General features: G+C 47.0%; 19 protein-coding genes. 12 read left to right on the top strand and 7 right to left on the bottom strand.

What is annotated here, in order from left to right:
• Positions 1-6: 6 nt before the first annotated feature.
• Positions 7-381, top strand: a complete 375-nt coding sequence (locus G459_RS0100995; RefSeq protein WP_035454826.1) for a nuclear transport factor 2 family protein — start codon at positions 7-9, stop codon at positions 379-381.
• 135 nt (positions 382-516) lie between these two features.
• Here G459_RS0100995 and G459_RS0100990 read toward each other — a convergent pair whose 3' ends face one another.
• The 3 genes from G459_RS0100990 to G459_RS28760 form a co-directional block, all read right to left on the bottom strand.
• Positions 517-3,324, bottom strand: a complete 2,808-nt coding sequence (locus G459_RS0100990; protein ID WP_026965954.1) for an alpha/beta hydrolase family protein — start codon at positions 3,322-3,324, stop codon at positions 517-519.
• 10 nt (positions 3,325-3,334) lie between these two features.
• Complete coding sequence (locus tag G459_RS0100985; RefSeq protein WP_026965953.1) at positions 3,335-5,254, bottom strand: M14 family metallopeptidase; 1,920 nt, start codon at positions 5,252-5,254, stop codon at positions 3,335-3,337.
• Between the two features lie 88 nt (positions 5,255-5,342).
• A complete protein-coding gene (locus G459_RS28760) occupies positions 5,343-5,879 on the bottom strand; it encodes a hypothetical protein (RefSeq protein ID WP_051315011.1) in 537 nt (178 codons plus the stop codon).
• 380 nt (positions 5,880-6,259) lie between these two features.
• Here G459_RS28760 and G459_RS0100970 point away from each other — a divergent pair, with 380 nt between their 5' ends.
• From G459_RS0100970 to G459_RS0100920, 10 genes are all read left to right on the top strand, one after another.
• The gene (locus G459_RS0100970; RefSeq protein ID WP_026965952.1) at positions 6,260-6,733 is read left to right on the top strand and encodes an Lrp/AsnC ligand binding domain-containing protein; all 474 of its coding nucleotides are present in this window, start codon (positions 6,260-6,262) and stop codon (positions 6,731-6,733) included.
• A 242-nt stretch (positions 6,734-6,975) separates the two neighbouring features.
• Positions 6,976-8,421: a Fe-S cluster assembly protein SufB gene (sufB, locus tag G459_RS0100965; protein WP_026965951.1), complete on the top strand. Its 1,446-nt coding sequence runs from the start codon at positions 6,976-6,978 to the stop codon at positions 8,419-8,421.
• A 48-nt stretch (positions 8,422-8,469) separates the two neighbouring features.
• A complete protein-coding gene (gene sufC / locus G459_RS0100960; protein ID WP_026965950.1) occupies positions 8,470-9,234 on the top strand; it encodes a Fe-S cluster assembly ATPase SufC in 765 nt (254 codons plus the stop codon).
• A 17-nt stretch (positions 9,235-9,251) separates the two neighbouring features.
• A complete protein-coding gene (gene sufD, locus G459_RS0100955; RefSeq protein ID WP_026965949.1) occupies positions 9,252-10,520 on the top strand; it encodes a Fe-S cluster assembly protein SufD in 1,269 nt (422 codons plus the stop codon).
• A gap of 8 nt (positions 10,521-10,528) precedes the next feature.
• Complete coding sequence (locus G459_RS0100950) at positions 10,529-11,752, top strand: cysteine desulfurase (protein WP_026965948.1); 1,224 nt, start codon at positions 10,529-10,531, stop codon at positions 11,750-11,752.
• Complete coding sequence (locus tag G459_RS0100945; protein WP_026965947.1) at positions 11,749-12,180, top strand: SufE family protein; 432 nt, start codon at positions 11,749-11,751, stop codon at positions 12,178-12,180. The genes G459_RS0100950 and G459_RS0100945 overlap by 4 nt, the downstream gene beginning before the upstream one ends.
• Before the next feature lie 2 nt (positions 12,181-12,182).
• Complete coding sequence (locus G459_RS0100940; protein ID WP_051315010.1) at positions 12,183-12,521, top strand: DUF59 domain-containing protein; 339 nt, start codon at positions 12,183-12,185, stop codon at positions 12,519-12,521.
• Positions 12,522-12,548: 27 nt separating this feature from the next.
• Positions 12,549-12,971 carry a BrxA/BrxB family bacilliredoxin gene (locus G459_RS0100935; RefSeq protein WP_026965945.1) on the top strand — a complete coding sequence of 141 codons (423 nt, stop codon included), beginning with the start codon at positions 12,549-12,551 and terminating at the stop codon, positions 12,969-12,971.
• A gap of 244 nt (positions 12,972-13,215) precedes the next feature.
• Positions 13,216-14,502 (top strand): citrate synthase, encoded by a 1,287-nt coding sequence (locus tag G459_RS0100925; RefSeq protein ID WP_026965943.1) that lies wholly within the window; start codon positions 13,216-13,218, stop codon positions 14,500-14,502.
• A gap of 123 nt (positions 14,503-14,625) precedes the next feature.
• Entirely contained in the window at positions 14,626-14,886 is a 261-nt protein-coding gene (locus tag G459_RS0100920; protein ID WP_026965942.1) for an acyl-CoA-binding protein, read from the top strand.
• 38 nt (positions 14,887-14,924) lie between these two features.
• Here G459_RS0100920 and G459_RS0100915 read toward each other — a convergent pair whose 3' ends face one another.
• Positions 14,925-15,785 (bottom strand): hypothetical protein, encoded by an 861-nt coding sequence (locus G459_RS0100915; RefSeq protein WP_026965941.1) that lies wholly within the window; start codon positions 15,783-15,785, stop codon positions 14,925-14,927.
• Positions 15,786-16,133: 348 nt separating this feature from the next.
• Here G459_RS0100915 and G459_RS0100910 point away from each other — a divergent pair, with 348 nt between their 5' ends.
• Complete coding sequence (locus G459_RS0100910) at positions 16,134-18,710, top strand: mechanosensitive ion channel family protein (protein WP_026965940.1); 2,577 nt, start codon at positions 16,134-16,136, stop codon at positions 18,708-18,710.
• On the opposite strand, the gene G459_RS28755 is transcribed toward G459_RS0100910, so the two are convergent.
• The 3 genes from G459_RS28755 to G459_RS0100895 form a co-directional block, all read right to left on the bottom strand.
• Positions 18,689-19,327 (bottom strand): hypothetical protein, encoded by a 639-nt coding sequence (locus G459_RS28755; protein ID WP_051315009.1) that lies wholly within the window; start codon positions 19,325-19,327, stop codon positions 18,689-18,691. The two genes, G459_RS0100910 and G459_RS28755, sit on opposite strands and share 22 nt — an antisense overlap.
• Before the next feature lie 69 nt (positions 19,328-19,396).
• Positions 19,397-20,386 carry a bile acid:sodium symporter family protein gene (locus G459_RS0100900; protein WP_026965939.1) on the bottom strand — a complete coding sequence of 330 codons (990 nt, stop codon included), beginning with the start codon at positions 20,384-20,386 and terminating at the stop codon, positions 19,397-19,399.
• Positions 20,383-21,132 (bottom strand): TrmH family RNA methyltransferase, encoded by a 750-nt coding sequence (locus tag G459_RS0100895; protein WP_026965938.1) that lies wholly within the window; start codon positions 21,130-21,132, stop codon positions 20,383-20,385. Before G459_RS0100895 ends, G459_RS0100900 begins: the two co-directional genes overlap by 4 nt.
• Position 21,133: the final 1 nt, after the last annotated feature.

Below are 21,133 nucleotides of genomic sequence, written 5' to 3'. Positions count from 1 at the left end.
TACACTATGGAAATCCTGACCCACCCCGACTGCGGCAACTCGCCCAAGATGAAGCTGATCCAAGAGCTCACGATCCTTTTCGCTTCCTATCAGATCGAAAAAGTAACCGAATACCTCGCCGAAGATGTCAAGTGGACGCTGGTCGGAGATCAGCCGATCGAGGGAAAAGAACACTTTGCCGCAGTGCTCCGAGAGATGAGTGGTACCAAAACCTCCAAACTCACCATCCGCCAAATCCTGACCCACGGCAAAGAGGCTGCCGTCCATGGCGAGATGGGGATGGAGGACGGAAAAGTCTACAGTTTTGCTGATTTCTATGAATTCAAAAGTGCCGGTTCAAACAAAGTCAAAGCGATTGTTTCCTATGTGATCTCGGTTTGAGTGATCTGTCTGCGATTCCTGTTGAGGAATCAAATAATCTTTATCACTTACACCTGAGCGGCACGATGGCGGATAAAAAGTAAAACCCCATCTGGATCTTTCCAAATGGGGTTCTGTCTTTAGCAAAACTCTAGTTTACTTACTCAGCTCATACTTCAGTGTCCTTCCTTTCTCGACAGCCGGGAGACCTTCGGTCATCCAAAGTGGCGCGGGGGCTCCTTTTAGATAATGGTCAAAGAACTGGCTCAGGCGGACGGATAGATCTTTTGAGTTTTTACGCTGCGTGAGGTTGTGATCCTCGCCGTTGTATTGCAGCAGCCATGCCGGCTTGTCCAATCGCTTCAGCGCCATAAACATCTCGATGCCCTGATACCAAGGCACTGATCCATCGGCGTCGTTGTGCATGATCAGCACCGGAGTCTCCACGCGATCCATCATGAAGAGCGGGGAGTTTTCCAGGTAATACATGGGCTTTTCCCAGAGTGTTCCGCCGATTCGGCTTTGCGTCTGCTCGTATTGGAACATGCGGCTCATGCCGGTGCCCCAGCGGATCCCGCCGTAGGCCGAAGTCATATTGACGACCGGTGCTCCAGCTCCGGCAGCCTTGAACATATTCGTCTGGGTGATCAGGTAAGCGACCTGATAGCCTCCCCAGCTTTGACCTTGGATAGCCATATTCTCGGTATCGACGCCACCTTTGGCGATCACCGCTTGGACGCCGGGAATGATGCAATTCAGGGCACTTTGACCAGGCAGCCCCAGTTCGTACTTGATATCCGGCACAAAAACCAGGTAGTCATTGCTGACAAAATAGGGAATGTTAATCGTCGAACGGCTTGGCGCGGGAGCCCGGTAGCTGTGATACGTGTCGCTGTTTCTTTCGTAGAAATAGACCATCATCGGATACTTCTTGGCGGGATCAAACCCCTCAGGCTTGAACAGCAATCCCTGAAGTGAATCACCATTCAAAGTCAAGTACGACACCATCTCCACGCTTCCCCACTTGATACCTGCTTGCTGCGGGTTGAGGTTTGAGGCTTTGGTGAGTGTTTTGAAATTCAGATCAGTGAGGTACAGATCAGCGTTGTCCTGATACGTACTTCGTCTGACCAATGCCTGCGAAGATTCCTTGGCCTTCATCAGGCCTTGATAGTTGTGAGCGGACATCAGGAGCGACTTGGGCGCTGTTTTTCCATCCAAAGATCCGACGTAGAAGCCGTTGTCTTTCGTCACTTCGTTGAATGCCGAAAGGATCAAAGGCGCTTTTGGATCGATGGAAGTCTCCTCAAAGTCCAGCCGCTCCCGACGCAAAGAAATGCTGTTTTTTCTCCCTTCTCCCAAAGTCAAATTGACCGCGGCAGACGGGTTTTTTGGATCGATCTTCCAGATGTCATAGCGATCATTGACTAGGATCGCAGCGTCACCAGCCAACCAACCAACCGAACCGTAGCTTCCTGGAAGTGATGGGGAATCGTGCAATTCCTCGTAGAATGGCACCGGAAGTGATTTGGTCAGATTGATTTTGGATTTGGCTTTCAAATCATACGCTACCCAAGCGCTATCCCTGCCATCATACCAGTATGCGTAGTTGGCATCGGGAGAAAGCCTGGCAAAACCTGAAGCATCTTTCTCGATCAGCGTTTTTTCTCCTGATTTGAAATCGACCCAATAAAGATCCCTTCCTGTCTGGATGTCCCAGCTATAGTTTCTTCGATAAGCATCGTCCGAATAGGCCAAAGCCTTGTCATGTGTGATCTTGTTTTCAAGCGTTAAGTTCTCCACTTCTGGTGTGGCGAGCTGCACGATATTTCCAGACCCCAGCTCCAAGATCGACCAATACGTTTTCTTTTCTTCCTCCGATCGATTCTTCAGCTGCATGGGCTGGATCTCGGCGTCTTGCCATCCCCAGATATCCAAACTCACCCGTTCGTCATCGAGGATGGTGGTGTCATCTTCGTAGGCAAAATCCTCGTAGTCCTCCGCCACGCCGAAAAACATCCGACTCTCATCTTCCGAAAAACGGATGTTGCCGTCGCCACTGATTCGTCCGCCTGGGAGCTTGACCGCTGATTTCTCGATCTTCCGACCCATTTCTCCTTTGGCCACATCGTATACATATAAGGTATGGATTGGCTTTTTAGCTTTCAGAGAATCATCCGTTGCCACAAAGGCTAACTGTGCAGACTGGGGAGAAAAAGTCAGATCCGAGTAAGTGGTCATCTTCTCCAGGACGAGTTTGCTTTCGCCCGTCGAGAGATTGAGCAGATAGACCGCACTGTTGTCGAGGGTATCTTCCTCGGCGAGGGTGTAGTGGAGATAGTCGCCATTTTGGGCAAACCCAAAGCTTTTCACCCGCTCTAATTCCCAAGACTTCACTCCATCCAGCGAGCGAACCAGCAGCTTGGTTCCGTCTGCCTTTTTCGGCTTTTCTTCCTTTTTGGTAGAGTCGGCGGGGTCTTTCTTCTTCGGTAGATCCTTCTCAAAATGGACCGCCAGCCAGCTGCCTTTCTCTGATGGAATGGCAAAAGACTTCACTCTCGGCATCTTCTCCAAGTTTCCTGAAGCAAGGTTTAAGATGAAAAGGCTGTCCTTTGGCAAGTCGTCCGCCTTCTTCTTTTTGAGCTTCAGCACCTTCACGGAGTCCTTCTGCGGAGCGATCTTCCCCACCAGATAGGCATCATCCGCTGAGAAGCTCACCGCAGATGCTCTGGGTATCACGGTTTTTTGCGTAGGGCTTTTATATGGGAAAACCTCAAACCTTCCGTCTCCATCCTGCGGCGCAATCTGGTATCCGACATACTGTCCATTCTTTGTGATCAGCGGGGAGCTCAAACTTTCCCATCCATCGTAGTCGGCATGAGTCAGGGATCTTTTCTGCTGCGCAAAGGTGAGTTGCATTGCAAAAATCATCCACAAACCCAGGCTTATTCTCTTCAAATTCATCGTTACTCTTTTATTGGTTTAATGTAAATTCTCTTTCAAAATATCCACCTCTCGTAGAGGAAAGCTTGATTTTTCCTTTGACGGCTTCGCTTCCTTCCACTTTGACTTTGAACGTCGCTGTCTTTTTCTCCCCAACTCCGGTGTACCCCGAATAGACCGTCTTGTCATACAAAGTCGGCGCGGTGATCTTGACTTTCGCTTCCTCGTATCCTTTGGTCAGCTCCTTGTCAAAGTCCAGCGTGACCCGATCTTCCTGCACGATCTTCACGAGTTTGGCTTGTTCCAAAGCCACGGGAAGTTCTCCGGTGTTGCTCCACTCGAGCGTGATTTCAAATTCGCCGTCGGGAAGTTTCGTCACTTTCATATCAGAGATCGTGAGCTGGGGTAGTTTCTTGGCCATGGCCAGGTTGAAGAGTGCCTGCTTTTTAGCCCAGCTCTCCAACTGCCAAGGGGGACCGTTTTGTCCGAAGAATTTTGGATGAAAACCGCCAATCTCGACTTCGCCGAGTTGTGGGTGAGTCATCGGCGCCCATGGCCTGAAACCTTTGCTGCCATTGGCTTCGTCGTCCCACATCAGGCCGTCGTATTGGTCATAAATCCCATCTCCGTCATAATCCTTCATCGCGCCGTTGTTCCAAAGCTCATCTCCGTACCAGATACTGCCAAAGTAGAAATAGCCAAAATCAGGTCCGTGGCCGAAAAGCGGTTCGGGTTTCAGCGGATCGCCTGTCATAGTATTGACTTTGTAGCGGGTGGAATAGGTTTCATAGACATCTCCTGCCCACGGGTACGCAGTAAACGAAAGGCCCAGCTGATCCATTTCTTTATAGATCTCCAAATCCTGAGGATACATCCGATCTGTGGATTTGGAAGTGGACGGTGGCCTCAAGTGCATCGGAACACTGGTATCCATGGAATTCACAACCGAAATATTCGGATGGCTCAAGATCCAAAGTACGGTGGTGCGGGTTTCTGCTTCGCTGAGTGGATACTCGCCTGCTCCACCTTGGGTGTAGCCACGCCCAGTCAGATCACCGCCTGAGTTGGGCCGCCAGTTTTCCGGATAATTACGGTGAAGGTCCAATCCCCCTACTCCATCTTCATTGAAGGAACTATCGCCGTCATTGTCGATGCCTTCTGTATAAACGAGGTAGTCCCCTTTGCCTGGGAAAGTCCGCTTCATCAATCTCCCTTTGGGATCCTTGGGATCGATGATGAAATTGGCTTTTTCCTTTTCTTCTGGAGTTACGACCTTTTTTCTTAATTGATAGATGATGCCATCACCGTCCAGATCTTCCTCAGGATCTTCGTCCAGCAATCCATCCCGATCGTTGTCAGTTGATCTGACCGTGCTCCGGTTTCTTTGCTCAGTATGGAGGTAAAGATTAGATCCGTCGGGGTTGTTTTGTGGACGAAGGTAAATCGCCTTGCTATCTATCAGAGCGGTGATTTCAGGGTCTTTGCCGTAGTTTTCGAGCAAATGCTGTGTCAACCAAAGAATGGATTCGCTGGAAGTAATCTCTCCAGAATGGCGACCTCCTTCAAAATAAGCTGCCGGCTTGTCGGTGTCTTTGCCGGTCTTTTTGTTCGTCAGCGTCATCTGATAGATTGGTCGCCCCTCAAAAGAATGACCGATTACGTATAAGTCTACAATTTCCGGATACGTAGCCGCCCATTTCTCATACCAGGCGTACATGACATCTACGGTGTGGTATTTATCAAAAGCCAGTTTTTCTCCCGGCGCATACTCCACTTCTGGAAACTGATATTTCTTAAAGAAGGACGGGCCATGCCTTTCCCCGGAGACCGTGTGAAACTTCAATTTCTCATTTTTCTCAGGGAAAAGTTTATCAGGCTCAAAAGATCGGACCTGAGCAGCAGCAATGCCCGAGGCCAGGCATGCAACTGTCAAAAGGGTAATTTTTCTCATGGGGGCTTAAGGTTGGTTGACTAAAAATAGGAAAGCCCCCCAACGCGTACCCCACCGCTCAAAAAAAAGACCGGATAATCCGGCCTTGTTATTTTCTGATTGTCATCTCGAATTTCTCAGGACTATAGCTCATATAGCCGGGTACCGGTTTGCAATCCGGCAATTTTCTAATCAAATGATCCAGACGCTCTTTGAGGCCTTTGTCGGTAGAACCCAACAACTCGAAGCCCGCTACTCGCCCCTTGGAGTTGACCAGCAAGACGACTTTAACTTCATCCAACTCTTGGCTCTTTTTGGTCCTGAATAGAAAGGTCGAATAGCTGTCGATCATTTCTAGGGTATTCTCCCGCCATGCCCAATGCGAATTCAGGTTCCTGGCCATGTTTTCCTCCACGGTAGTCAGGGGAGAAACCTTCAATTCCTCCGCTTTTGTGAAATCCCCAGCATCCGAGATTGCGCGAATCTTGAGAAGACTCAACTTGTGATAATCCACCTCCATGGCGTTGAATTCAACTAATTCTGAGCTTTGCTGAGCTACAGCACCACCGTTTTCGAGCGGAAGTGTGAGAAAAAGTCCCAAGCAGGACAAGACAAAAAACCTTCGGAGCAGAGATAAATTTTGCATAGTTCAAAAGTATAGTTAAAAATACACTTTTAAAAACTTCAAATGCAATTTTTTGTATTTTAAAAAATAAATCTGCTTACCCGGGAAACAAAAAAGTCTTGCCAGTAGCAAGACCCTTTTCAGAATATAAACCCAAATATAACTTTAGAGATTAAAAGTTTTCGCGTTGAATACCAATTGTTTGGTTTTTCGGATGTCGTCAAATTTATCTGGCACCCAACCTCCCTAAAACCAAATTTTCAATTGCCATTATTTGATAAGCCCAAAGTAAATGGATTTTGTCATTAATTACAAATTGAAAAAAAAATTTTGCAATATTTTGAACAATCTCTAATTTACCGCATCCTTCATTAACAATCATCTAAATCCTCTATAGGAAAATGGACAAAATTTTAGATATCGACAACATAGACCTCAAGATCATCTCGTTGCTCAACGAAGATGCAAAGACCCCTTATACTGAGATTGCCAAAAAGGTTTTTGTGTCCTCCGGAACTGTCCACGTGAGGATGAAAAAATTGGAGGATATGGGAATAGTGAAGAGTGCGACCCTCAATATTGACTTCTCAAAGCTGGGCTATGACATCTCGGCCTTCCTCGGAATTTATCTTGAGAAGAGTTCACTCTACGACACGGTCATCGAGCGGCTGAAGGAAATCGCTGAAGTAGTGAGCGCCTATTACACGACTGGGAATTATTCCATTTTCGCAAAGATCATCTGTCGCGACACAAACCACCTGCGATTGGTTTTGGACAAGATCCAAAAAGTGGATGGAATCGACAGAACAGAAACATTGATTGTCTTGGAGGAAAGCATCAATCGACCGATTCAGTTTTTTGACAAAGAGAAGTAACTCTATTTAGATTAAAATCAAATAAATAATTTCAGATCGCTTTCATGCGATGGCGATGAATTCCGACCCACGTCGGAATTCATTTTTTTTAGCCCACTTTGTTGAAAATCTGGAAGCTTCGGGCCTTTTTCGATCTGTTTTTGGCATCATTCATAGATAATTCGAATGACGGCGAACATATTATTTTAATTATATGTTGTACCTTTGCAGTTAAAATATAATTAGTCTAAATAACTCAGCACATGAGCAAAGACAACTCGATTTTAGAAGAACTAACCTCCAAAGAATACGAACATGGCTGGTCAGTCAATTACGAAGCCGATGAGGCTCCGATTGGGCTGAATGAAGACATCATTCGATGGATTTCTGCTAAAAAAGAAGAGCCTCAATGGCTTCTCGAGTGGAGATTGAAGGCTTTCCGGACTTGGTTGACCATGACCGAACCCGAATGGGCTAATGTACACTATCCAAAAATAGACCTTCAGGCGCTTCGCTACTATTCCGCTCCCAAGCAGATCAAAAAATCAAAAAACCTGGACGAAGTCGATCCGGAACTGATTGCTATCTACGAGCGATTGGGAATTTCTTTGAATGAGCAAAAGAGATTGCAAGGCATTGCTGTCGATGCAGTGTTGGACTCCGTTTCCGTTGCTACGACATTCAGAGGCACACTTTCCAAGCTGGGAATCGTATTTTGCTCTTTCAGCGAAGCTGTCAAAGAATATCCTGAATTGATCCAAAAATATCTCGGGTCGGTCGTACCGATGACTGACAATTATTATGCAGCCCTGAATTCCGCGGTATTCTCCGACGGATCATTCTGCTACATTCCAAAGGGCGTCCGCTGCCCGATGGAGCTTTCTACCTACTTCCGAATCAATGCCGCAAACACAGGTCAATTCGAAAGAACGCTGATCGTGGCCGATGATGAATCCTATGTTAGCTATTTGGAAGGCTGCACTGCTCCATCCCGTGACGAAAACCAATTGCATGCCGCCGTCGTGGAAATCTATGCCGGTACGCACGCTCAGGTGAAATACTCCACCGTTCAAAACTGGTATCCAGGTGATAAAGAAGGCAAAGGCGGTATTTACAATTTTGTAACCAAGCGTGGAATCTGCGCTGGCGACCATTCCAAGATTTCTTGGACTCAGGTGGAAACAGGATCTGCGGTGACTTGGAAATATCCTTCCTGCATCTTGAAAGGCGATTACTCCATCGGTGAATTCTATTCTGTCGCTGTGACCAACAATTATCAGCAGGCAGATACGGGCACCAAGATGATCCACATCGGGAAAAACACCAAGTCTCGAATCGTGTCTAAGGGTATCTCCGCAGGCAAATCCCAAAACTCCTACAGAGGTCAGGTGCAGGTGATGAAGCGCGCAGACAATGCACGAAACTTCTCTCAATGTGACTCGCTGCTGATGGGTGACCGGTGCGGAGCACATACCTTCCCCTACATCGACATCAATAATCCGAGTGCGAAAGTCGAGCACGAAGCGACCACTTCCAAGATCGGCGAAGATCAGATCTTCTATTGCAACCAACGTGGAATCGCCACTGAAGATGCAGTTGCCTTGATCGTGAACGGCTACGCCAAAGAAGTGCTGAACCAGCTTCCGATGGAGTTTGCAGTGGAAGCGCAGAAGTTGCTGGCGCTGACTTTAGAGGGGTCCGTTGGTTAATTCTCCAATTGAAAAATTGGAACATTTAAAAATTGAAAAAATAGAATCATGCTATCAATAAAAAACCTTCACGCATCAATCGAAGGAAATGAAATCCTAAGAGGAATCAATCTTGAAGTAAAGGCCGGCGAGATACACGCCATCATGGGACCAAACGGTTCCGGAAAATCCACCTTGGCTTCAGTATTGGCAGGCCGTGAAGAATATGAAGTAACCGAAGGGGAAGTAACCTTTAAAGGAAAAGATCTGCTAGACCTCGCTCCTGAGGACCGTGCAAGAGAAGGCGTTTTCTTGGCTTTCCAATATCCTGTGGAGATTCCTGGAGTTTCCTCTACGAATTTTCTCAGAACTGCGGTCAATCAAGTACGTGAGTACAGAGGCTTGGAGCCTTTGGACGCAGTGAAGTTTTTGACCCTGATGAAGGAGAAGATGAAACTCGTCGAGATCGACCAAAAGTTGCTCAGCAGATCTCTAAACGAAGGTTTTTCCGGAGGAGAAAAGAAAAGAAACGAGATCTTCCAGATGGCTATGCTGGAGCCGACCTTGTCCATCTTGGATGAAACCGACTCTGGACTGGACATCGACGCACTGAGAATCGTGTCTAACGGCGTCAACCAATTGAAATCAGAAAAAACGGCAACCATCGTGGTGACCCACTACCAGCGGTTGCTGGACTACATCGTTCCGGACTTCGTCCACGTACTCTACAAAGGCCGAATCGTAAAGTCAGGCACCAAAGAACTGGCAATGGAACTGGAGGAGAAAGGCTACGACTGGATCAAAGAAGAAGTTGATTCCCAAGCCACTGTCTGATTTCTAACACCACAATCATGAGTACCTTGACCAAACAAGATTCATTCAGCAGCCTGATCGAAGCCGCTCCAAAAAACTTTGAGTCAGTCCGGACGCTTGCAAAAGTTTCCTATCTGGCCCAGGGGCTTCCCGCTGTAAAAGCTGAGGAATATAAGTTTACCAACATCAGCAAGAAACTGGAGCAAAAGATCACCGACTTCTCTCCTGCCCTGCCTTTTGCAGTGACCGCAGAGCATGTGAAATCTGCCGTTTACGAAGGTTTTGACGGAGATATATTGGTGTTTGCCAACGGAAATTTCCTTCCAGAACTTTCTGCCAAAATCGAAGGAATCGAAGTATCCTTGCTCTCCGAAAAGTCTGAATTGGCCCTTGGCTCCATCGCCAAGCCGGGAAAAGATGCTTTTGCAGCTTTGAATCAAGCCACTTTCCAGGACGGGATTTTCATCTCAGTTCCGAAGAAAGCGCAAGTTGAAAAGCCGATCCTCTTGTTATCCTTTGATCAGGCAAACGGCGGTCAGTTGATCCAGCCACGGGTTTGGATCGAAGTGGGAGATCTCTCAGAAGTCACGTTCATTGATCAAAGCATCAGCCTCGGGGAATCGAGCTATTTCGTCAACGAGGTCGTGGAAGTGAAAGGCGGAGTGAGTTCTCACGTCCACTACTACCGGATTCAAAACGAGGGCAAAAACGTCATCGAAGTCAGCACGATAGAAGCTGACATTCAAAAAGATTCGACCTTCAACTCCGTGAACATTTCGCTTTCCGGGGATATGGTGAGAAACAACCTGAACCTGAATCTAGTCGGAAGCAATTCCGAAGGAAACATGTACGGGATTTACCTTTTGAATGGCAAAACCCACGTGGATAACCACACCAACGTGGACCACACCATTCCTCACGCCGAATCCAACGAACTGTACAAAGGCATCCTTGCTGACCAAAGCAGAGGCGTTTTCAACGGGAAGATCTTTGTCCGTCAGGACGCGCAAAAGACCAATGCCTTTCAGCAAAATAACAACATCCTTCTTTCCGAAGATGCGACTGTCAACACCAAGCCTCAATTGGAAATTTGGGCGGACGACGTGAAGTGCTCTCACGGCTGTACCGTAGGTCAGCTGGACGAGGAAGCGCTTTTCTACCTTCAAGCCAGAGGAATCGACAAGCTCCAAGCCAAGGGCTTGTTGCTTCATGCTTTCGCTGGGGAGGTATTGGAAAAAATCAAGACGGAAAGCTTCCGCGAGTATTGCGATTCGCTCATTCAGGAGCGATTGGGAAGTAAATTCTAAATCTCATCATGAGTTTAAACATCGAACAGATCAGGGGCTTGTTTCCTGTGCTTCACCAAGAAGTGCACGGCAAGCCCCTGATCTATTTTGATAATGCGGCCACGACGCAGAAGCCAAAGTCTGTGATCGATGCTCTGTCCAACTACTATGAGCTGGACAACTCCAATATTCACCGCGGCGCACATGTTTTGGCGGATAGAGCTACCAGATACTATGAAGAAACGCGTGAGGCCGTTCGGGAATTTATCGGAGCTAAAGAGTTTGCGGAGATCATTTTCACCAAAGGGACGACCGAAAGTATCAACTTGGTAGCGAAGACTTTTGGAAGAAAGTTCATCGGAAAAGGTGACGAAATCATCATCTCTACGCTTGAGCACCACTCCAATATCGTGCCTTGGCAGATGCTCTGCGAAGAAACCGGAGCCATTCTAAAAATCATCCCGATTAACGACGCAGGAGAAATCCTCTTCGGGGAATTTGAAAAGCTCCTTTCCCCCACGACAAAACTGGTCAGCGTCGTCCACGCATCCAATGCGCTGGGCACGATCAATCCTGTTAAAAAGGTGATCGCCGCGGCACATGCTGTCGGGGCAAAAGTCCTCTTGGACGGAGCGCAGTCCACCTCACACTTAGAGATCGACGTCCAGGACTTGGATTGCGACTTTCTGGCTTTTTCCGCTCACAAGATCTATGGTCCCACCGGCCTTGGGGTTTTATATGGAAAAAGGGACGTGCTCGAAGCCATGCCACCATTCCTCGGCGGCGGTGAAATGATCAAAGAAGTCACGTTTGAAAAGACAACTTATAACGACATTCCTTTCAAATTTGAGGCGGGTACTCCCAACATTGCGGACGTGATTGCATTCAAAGCTGCGTTGGATTTTGTCAATTCTTTGGGGAAGCCGGCGATCAAAGCGCATGAAGATGGGCTTTTGATCCATGCTAACGAATTGTTGAGTGATATCAAAGGATTTGTTCCAATAGGGACTGCCAAAGAGAAAGTTTCCGTTTTGTCTTTCAATATCAACGGAATGCATCCATTCGATGTGGGACAGATGTTGGATGCCAAAGGAATTGCCGTCCGCACCGGCCACCATTGCACGCAACCACTGATGAAAAGATTTGGGATCGAAGGAACTGTGAGGGCCTCTTTCTCGGTTTACAATACCAGATCAGAGATCGAAAAACTGGCGGAGGGTATCGCCCAAATCGCTAGATTTAAGAATAAATGAGCAGTATCAAAGAAATACAGGAAGAGATTGTTTCCGAGTTTGAAATCCTCGGCGACGACAAAGAATCGACGATTTTCTATATCATGGAGCTCGGCGGTAATCTGGAGACTTTTCCTGAAGAGGAACGAAAAGAGGAGAATATTATCAAGGGATGTCAGTCCAAGGTTTGGCTGATCGCCGATACAGTAGATGGCAAAGTCCACTATCAGGCAGATTCCAACACGGACATCACCAAAGGTTTGATTTCTCTTTTGATCCGGGTCTTGAATGACCGAAGCCCTGAAGAGATCCTGAAGGCTGATCTGAATTTCATCGAACGGATCGGAATGGGTAGTATCATCGGGAGCCAACGGTCAAATGGCCTGGCATCGATGATTAAGCAGATGAAGCTGTACGCGCTGGCATTTCAAGCCAAGCAAAACGCCTGAAAATGGAAGCTGAGAGCAATTTGGAAAACGGACAGGTAACAAACCTGAGAGATAAGGTAGTGATGGCTATCAAGCAGGTCTATGATCCCGAGATCCCCGTGGATGTGTATGATCTGGGTTTGATCTATGAGATCACCGTCTATCCTGTCAACAATGTTTACGTGCAGATGACCCTGACCTCGCCCAATTGTCCCTCTGCGGAATTTATCCCCTCGGAAGTAAAAGACAAAATCCAGCAGATCCAGGGAGTCAACAACGTGGAAGTCGAAGTCACCTTTGACCCTCCGTATTCTCAGGACATGATGTCCGAAGCTGCCAAACTTGAGCTTGGCTTTCTCTAAAAAACGAACAATTAAAAACACAATACTATGTATCCTGAAGAGCTGATCGCTCCTATGAGAGCCGAACTTTCCAACGTTGGATTCGAAGAATTCCGCACTGCAGCGCAGGTTGCGGAACACCTTGGCCCAAATCATAAAGGCACCACACTAGTGGTTGTCAACTCGGTTTGTGGCTGTGCCGCAGGCGCCGCCAGACCGGGCATCCGCTATGCGGTGGAGAATTCTCCCAAGAAACCGACTACGCTGGCGACCGTATTTGCAGGAAATGACCGCGACGCGGTGGAAAAGCTGAGAGAACTAGTATTGCCTTATCCTCCATCCTCCCCAGCGATGGCCTTGTTCAAGGACGGAGAACTCGTTCACTTCATTGAGCGTCACCACATCGAAGGTAGAAATGCCAAGATGATCGGCGATCACTTGGTGGAAGTCTTTGAGCATTTCTGTGATTAAATAAAATGAAAAGCCCTCCTGGGCTTTTTTTAATCCCGGTCCACCCGGAAGCTCTTGGAGAACAACGCCATGAAAAAGAGGGATATCCAAGAATTGAGATTTTCAAAAAAACGTTTACGAAATCGCTTCCGAAATAATAAACTGCCCCTCCTTATAATAAAATTCCAAAAAACATTCGAGTTTATTAACTTAAGGGCGTCTTTTGATGTTTTTCACGAAATACAAGTAATCCAAAAAACGATATATGTCTGATTCCGCCAAGCTGTCCTATAAGGGGCAAGAATATGAATTTCCTGTAATCACAGGTACTGAAAATGAAAGTGCAATTGAAATCGGTAAGCTACGAGATGTCTCAGGATTGATTACCCTGGATCCTGGCTATAAAAATACCGGAGCGACCAAAAGTGCAATCACATTTCTTGACGGCGAGGAAGGAATATTAAGGTATCGTGGCTATAAGATTGACGAGCTTTCTAAAAAATCAACCTTCCTTGAAGTAGCCTACCTGCTGATCTACGGTGAGCTGCCTACCCAAGCTGAGTATGATGCTTTCAGCAAAGAAATCACCCAGCACACACTTGTTCATGAAGACATCAAGAAGATTTTGGCAGGATTTCCTTCCAATGCACACCCGATGGGGGTTCTCTCTTCGCTGATTTGTTCTCTTTCTGCATTCTATCCTGATTCACTGAATCCAAACCAAACAGACGAAGAAATCAATCTGAGCATCATTCGCTTGCTGGCCAAGATGCCAACTTTTGCAGCTTGGGCTTTCAAGAACAAAATCGGACATCCGGTAAACTATCCAGACAATAATCTGGACTATTGCGCCAACTTCCTTAAGATGATGTTTGCCTTGCCGGCAGAGCAATATGAATCCGATCCCGTCGTCGCTACGGCTTTGGACAAGCTACTGATCCTTCACGCTGATCACGAGCAAAACTGCTCTACATCTACCGTAAGAATGGTCGGTTCTTCCCAAGCATCCATCTACGCAGCTATTTCCGCAGGCATCAACGCGCTTTGGGGCCCACTGCACGGTGGAGCCAACCAGTCCGTGATCGAAATGCTGGAAGCAATCAAAGCGGATGGCGGCGATGCCAAAAAATACCTGGACAAAGCAAAAGACAAAAACGATCCGTTTCGTCTGATGGGCTTTGGCCACCGTGTTTACAAAAACTTTGATCCTCGGGCTAAGATCATCAAGCAAGCTGCGGATGAGGTTTTGAGCAGATTGGGAGTGACAGATCCTGTACTTGAAATCGCCAAAGAACTGGAGTATGCTGCGCTGAATGATCAATATTTCATCGACAGAAAACTCTATCCTAACGTGGATTTCTACTCAGGCATCATCTACCGCGCCTTGGGTATTCCAACCGACATGTTCACCGTGATGTTTGCATTGGGCAGACTTCCCGGCTGGATTGCTCAGTGGAAAGAGATGCGTGAAAACAAGGAGCCAATCGGCAGACCACGTCAGGTTTATGTTGGCGCTACCGAGCGCGAATACGTTTTCATCAACAAAAGATAATCGCCATACTTGATAAAGACCAAAGCCATTCCTGAAAAGGGATGGCTTTTTCATTTCCCTAGCGTTGATGTATTTGATATTAGTGCCATTTTTGGCAATTTGAGGGCACTAACCAAATTATCTATGAAACCATCAACCTTGGAGGAAGCCGCCGCTCTCACCCAAAAATTCACCACCAGACCAGGCAATGACGAGTTGCTGAGACTGTATGGTCTATACAAACAAGCTACCGAAGGAGACAACGAAACCGAACGGCCTGGAGGATTTGATTTTAAAGCGGCAGCCAAGTATAGCAGCTGGCTTGCCTTCAAGGGCAAAAGTAAAGCCGAAGCGGCTGAGCTCTACATCGAATTGGTCGAGAAATTATCCGAAAAATACCTGTAGAACTTCCAATAAAAGGAGCCCGGTAAACCCGGGCTTTCTTATTTTTTGCCGTATTTTGAACCAAAAGGAGTTCGCTTGAGCATATATTCCACCCCTGACTTGTATGCATCCGCCTCGGTCCCGAAGACGTGTCTGGATTGACTGTAAAGATTATCCCCCCGGTCATTGAACATCCTCAGATCTACAGAGGTGTCATAGTTTACAGTAGTTGTGGAGCTGCTGGCTGTATATGCCCCTCCCTTAGTCTTATCAGTGCTTTTGTTCTGGTCGTAGGTGGAAGTCTCCTTTTGATTATAGGTCGTACCCGCCGATCCATAAGTGGAAGTGCCTTTGTTGGTAATATTGACAGTCCCGTAGATGATATATTCAACACCCAAAAGCTGGGCAAGCTCGACAGGGGTAAAGGCAGCAAGATTGTCACCGGTAACATTGTTTTTTGCCAGCAGGGCGTTGGTGGTCATCGGATCCTGCAGGGTAAGGGTCCCGTATTCGCCTTTCACAAAATTAGCGGTACTGTTCTGAGTTAACGTTTTCATAGACGCAGACTGCATTCCCGGGTCATTTGAGATGAAATCAAATGGCAAAACTGCCACTTTGTTGTGTCTATCCGGTGAGCTGCCGGGATTCGAAGTGGCTGAGGTGCCGGTCATAGACTGCCCAGTTGAAAACTTCTCTACTCTCCCACTCGAAAATTCGATCTGACTGAGATCTTTCTTGGCGATCTCATAGTCAAAATCTTCACCGTTGTATCTGAATTTGACGGTGGTTTCGGTTACACCTGTGACCTTTCCTTCCTTACGCTCTCCGGAATTAAGCGTCAACACATCCGGTTTGGCCTGCGCAAAAACAAGTGAAGTGGCCAAAAAAAGCGCCATTAAGATCAATCCAATTGATTTCATATTTTGTAAAATTTTAAGTAAAAATTTATTGAATACTAAAGAATACATCCAAATTTATAAATATTGTCCCAATTTGAATTACTTTTTTGATCGCATTTTTTCGGCCATGTTACCAATCTCCGCAGTTGAATCGAAAGAAATATGATTCAAATACGATCACCTCTGCCGCTCAAAACCGGAAATGACGACTCAACTTTTTTGTCACTGAATTGTTTACAGAAAATTCGGTGCTGAAAAAAGGAGATATCCCGACGGAGTCTAACTCATCCTAACCGTGAGCGAAACCAGCCATTATTGTTTGTTTATCCTGTTTTACCTAGCTTGGAATCAATGCCACATAATTTTAGAATGAACGAAAGCGCACGCTCATTTCAGGGGATCTACAAAGCCCACCGGTCAGGATTTTTGACGGTCTTTTTCTCGCTATTCTTTCTCCTCCTTACTGCTGTGCCAGTGTTCTGTCAGCAGTCCGACACCTTGCAGGTTTCATCAGGCGCACAGGCGGAGGAGGGCGCTCCAAAACCGGATAGCACCAAGTCTGAATTCATCCGACAGGTCCAGCAGATCGGTCATGATGAATATCTGAGAAGTCAGGACAAATTTGAGGGTAGAAAAGTCTATCTCAAGCAACACCAACTCATCGGAGAGTTGAAAAGTGAGAATTTCAAATTAAAAGGCTTATTGAACAAAGGGGTGGATCAGCAAAGAATCCGGAGGAAGCTGATCGAATTTCAGCAGCTCGTACCTGTGGTCCTCGAACGAATCTTCCCTGATGCCTCTGACTTCCAAACAGACAGAAATGTGACCGTATCGGCTTCGATTTTCAGAGAAATGCTGGACGAACTAGTCGAAGAAAAAACACGCGTTGATCTGTTTGCAAGCACATTTAGGCATTCCCTGTATCGGATCGACTCCATCTACGCTGAAAAGGACCTCTACCTCTTCCCCCCCGATTCGCTTCAGACCAGGCAATACGCCTTCTTATTGAGTGAGCTTAACAATGAAATCAAGCCCGTCGAAGATTCGGTCAAGACCTTCAGCAGCAAACTGGATAGCCTCCAAACGTCCATCAATGCCTTGGTTTTTGAACTGAACAACCATCTCGAAAACTTAGAACTACTCAGGAAAAATCTCAATGAAGCCAGCTTTGAAGATGAAATCCCAAAAGACCTCACCCACCCATTCTTTACCAAAAGTCTTTCGGATGCTTTTAGCTTTTCTTATACCAAGGAAAAATACGCCCTGGCCTTTTACTTAAAACTTCGGGAAAGCAGGTTGGTTGTTTTAGTCTTTTTAGTGCTGGCGTCCTGGATTTTTCTGGCAAATCTCAAGAAGAGGACGGTGAACCTGCATGAAATTGACGAGCACGATGATGGAAAAGTGGTTTTGAAATTACCGTTTCTATCTGCAATGGTCATTGTATTGGGATTCTATCAGTTCTTTTTCATCAATCCTCCCTTTATCTTTTATTGGCTGATCTGGTTGCTTGCTTCCATTTCGCTGACCATCATTTTCATCGGATATCTCAACCGGTTCTGGATGTTCTTCTGGATCTGCACCGTGTTGGTTTTCCTCATCGCCGGCATCACCAACATGCTTCTGCTGCCCACCGTTACAGAGCGCTACCTGATCATGGGCTTGTCGCTTTTCGGTATTTTATTTTTGGTATTTACTGTTCTGAAAAAACAAAACAGGCAACTGAAGGAGAAAAGGATCATCTACTTTATCTACTTGATGGGACTTTTTGAGTTTATCTCCCTGATGATGAACATCACGGGAAGGTTCAATTTAGCCAAGTCATTCCTACTGGCCGGATACATCGGCATCGTCGTCGGAATCTTGCTTCTGTGGACCGTCCGACTGGTCAACCAAGGCCTGTCTATAGCCACCAAGATCTACCATAACCAGGAGCGGGAGCTGTTTTTTATAAATTTCAACAAATTGGGAAACAGAGCTCCAGGCATCTTTTACACCTTCCTGATCGTAGGTTGGGGAGCATTGGTAGGCAAAAATTTCTACCGGTTTACGCAAATCTCTGAGTCTATCACCGCGTTCCTGACAGCCGATCGGATGATCGGATCCTATCAGTTCACGATCAACGGGCTCTTTGTCTTTCTCATTATCCTATTTGTCGCAGTATTGATTTCCAGACTGTTGTCAATCTTTTCTGCAGAGCCGGAAGCCATCAATTCTCCAGAGCAGCGGAAACGGGTCAGCTTCGGGAGCTGGCTGCTGTTGGTTCAGATCTTCGTCATTTCTTTGGGTTTATTTTTGGCATTTGCCGCGTCAGGAATCCCGCTGGATAAGATCACAATCATTCTGGGTGCATTGTCAGTGGGCATTGGACTCGGTCTCCAGGGGCTGGTCAACAACCTCGTCAGCGGATTGATCATTGCTTTCGAAAACACAGTAAAAGTCGGCGATCTGATCGAGGTCGAAGGAAAGCCAGGCATCATGAAGTCCATCGGCTTCCGCAGCAGTGTCGTCAACATGTTTGAGGGCTCCACAGCCGTGATCCCAAATGGCGATCTAATCAGCAAGCAGATGATCAACTGGACCACCGGAAAGGGAAGAAAACTCTCTTTGGTGGTTGGAGTCGCTTATGGCACAGATCTGGAATTGGCTGTCCGCCTGCTGAAAGACGTCATCGCCAATGATCTCCGGATCAGACAAGTTCCCGTCCCGCGGGTTGTTCCTCTGGAGTTTTCAGAAAGCAGCATTGAGATTGAAATCACCTTTTGGCTTGCAAACTACATGGATTATCCGTTTGTCAAAGGGGAAGTGATCTCCAAGATAGATCTGACCTTTAAGGCCAACGGCGTTCGAATTCCATTCCCTCAGCGGGACCTTTACCTCAAAACCGTTCCAGAGAATTTGAATCCAACTACTCCAGAAAACGACGCTCAGAATGAAAACCAGGGGTAATTATCATTCATGAAATCCAAAGCTCTGGGTAGTCCGTCACCGGGAATCATTCCCAATTTGGGAAGGATGGATGGGTTTGCGGGGTAAGTTTTCCCATCAAATTTTACCACCCGGTAGTCGCCTCCACTTTGGATATACAGATCGTTCCACCCGTTTGTCTTGTCCGGAGCTATTACGACAGGGTAATCTGACACGGTAAATTTTGTCAGAACTTCTCCGTTGTCTTTTAAAATATACTGGGTACAACCGCCACTGCCACAAAAATAGGGTCCGGTCAGCCCGACGAAAATCTCCTTGGCAGCGTCTCCGTCGAGATCATATTCCAGGAAAATGAATCTCCTGCTGAGTGAATCCACAATCCCAACCTTCAGATCTTCAGCCAAAAGTGATTCCAATCTTGCCCGAACCTTAGCAGCAGTTTCTTGAGATATGGCATCAATCAGGTATTGATCTCCGGGGATTTGGTCGGTAGTATCCGGATCGGGAATTCCAGGGGCAACTGCGACGACGGGGGCTTGATCCGAAGTTTCACCTTCAGGATTTTTGGCATCCGGGCCTTTTCCGCAGGACACCAATAGTAAAAGCACGCTCAATGAAATCAATCCAATTTTTCCCATGTGAAGAATCTTTTAAAAAGCAGTATTAAAGAAACCAAAATAGACGACAACAAGCAAGACTCCTCAAAATCAGACGTTTCGCCTTCCAAAATATCCGGCGATTATACTTCCCAAGATCAGCTGCTGGATGTGGTAAAGCATCACTGGCAGAAGAACGAGACCAAGTACGGCTGCATCCGGGAAAATCACTTTTCCGATGACTACTGCGTGAACCAGGGATTTTTTGGATCCGCAAAAAAGCGTCGTGATCCTGTCTTCAATACTAAACCCGAGAGACCGACTGATCAGCTCCAGGATAAGCCAGATTAAGATAAAGATGCCGAGCACCGTGACACTGACCGTCAGCAGCGTTGAAATACTGTAAGCCGAAAAGATTCTTTGAGAAAATGACTCTGCAAATGAGGTGAAGACGATCATCATGATCACCGTCTGATCCACGTATTTAAGTTTAGGCAGGATGGTTTTTAGCTTGGGGAAAAGCCATCCATGGGCTAGTATCCCAAGAGTCACAGGCAGGATCACCTTCAGCGTGAGCTCGCCGAGCGTAGACCAAAAATCAATCTCACCCGCTGCTCCGCCGTCTAAAAATCCCATCCATGCCGGAGTCAGGATGACACCCAAAAGACTCGAAATACTGGCATTGAAGATTGCCCCGGGCAGATTCCCTCCGGCGATCGACACCATCACGACAGACGCGCTGACCGTAGAAGGCAGCGCCGACAGATAGCTGATCCCCAAACGGAAATCAGGATCAATCCAAGGCATGACCTGCATCAGCAACAATACGATCACAGGAAAAATCAAAAATGTAGAAAGCTGGATCAACAGATGGAGTCTCCAGTTGGAGAGTCCGGCGCGGAGTTGTACGGGGTTCAGTTTTACTCCATAGAAGAAGAATACAAAAGCGATTCCCAGGTTGATCATCGGCTTCCAGGGAATCCCCGATTCAGCCGAGCCTACCTCCGGAAAGATCGCCGCCAGACCAATCGCCGCAAACAGACCCAGCAAAAACCCATTGATTCCAACCCGCTGAAGTGTCTGAGCCAGTCTGTTGATCATGAGCCCATCAGCCTTTTAAAATTATCGCAAAGTATGGCCGTAGCGATCGCTACGTTCAAGGATTCTGCTTTTCCAAATCCGGGGATCGTGACTTTTTGGGTCACCTTCTCTTCCAACACAGGTGAAATACCCTTGGACTCATTTCCCATCAGCAGAACTCCGGAAGTCGGGTTTTGCAGCTGGTGGATATTTTCACCTCCCAAAAAAGCCCCATACACCGGAAGCTTCCATCGGTCAAATACCGTGGTCAAGTCTTCGTAGAAAAACTGTACTCTGGTAAACGAGCCCATGGTAGACTGGATCACCTTGGGATTGTAAAACTCAGCAGTCTGTGGAGAAAACACCAACTTGGTGATCCCGTACCAGTCCGCGATGCGTACGATTGTGCCAAGATTACCGGGATCCCGCACATCGTCCAAAGCCAAGATCAGGGATTCTCCCTCAGGATCGAACGGCGCATTGTTTTTCATCTCCACCACTGCAAGCGCAGCATCATTTGACTGAAATTGGCCCAAATCTTCGAGTTGACCTTGAGTGGCGGTAAGAAGTTGGCCGCGAAAGGCCCTTAGAATCTCAGGATGCCGGCTTTCAAACGCCTCCGTCACCACCAGCATTTCCACCAAAAAATCAGACTGCAACACCTCCAAAACACTTTTCTCGCCCTCTACAAAGAACTTTCCGCTCTCGCTTCGGTATTTTTTTTGATGTAAGGATTTAATAAACTTAACTGTATTTTTGCTCAGCATC

This window comes from Algoriphagus terrigena DSM 22685 (assembly GCF_000429445.1).
Taxonomy (GTDB): Bacteria; Bacteroidota; Bacteroidia; order Cytophagales; family Cyclobacteriaceae; genus Algoriphagus; species Algoriphagus terrigena.
This window is presented reverse-complemented; position numbering and strand designations above follow the sequence as displayed.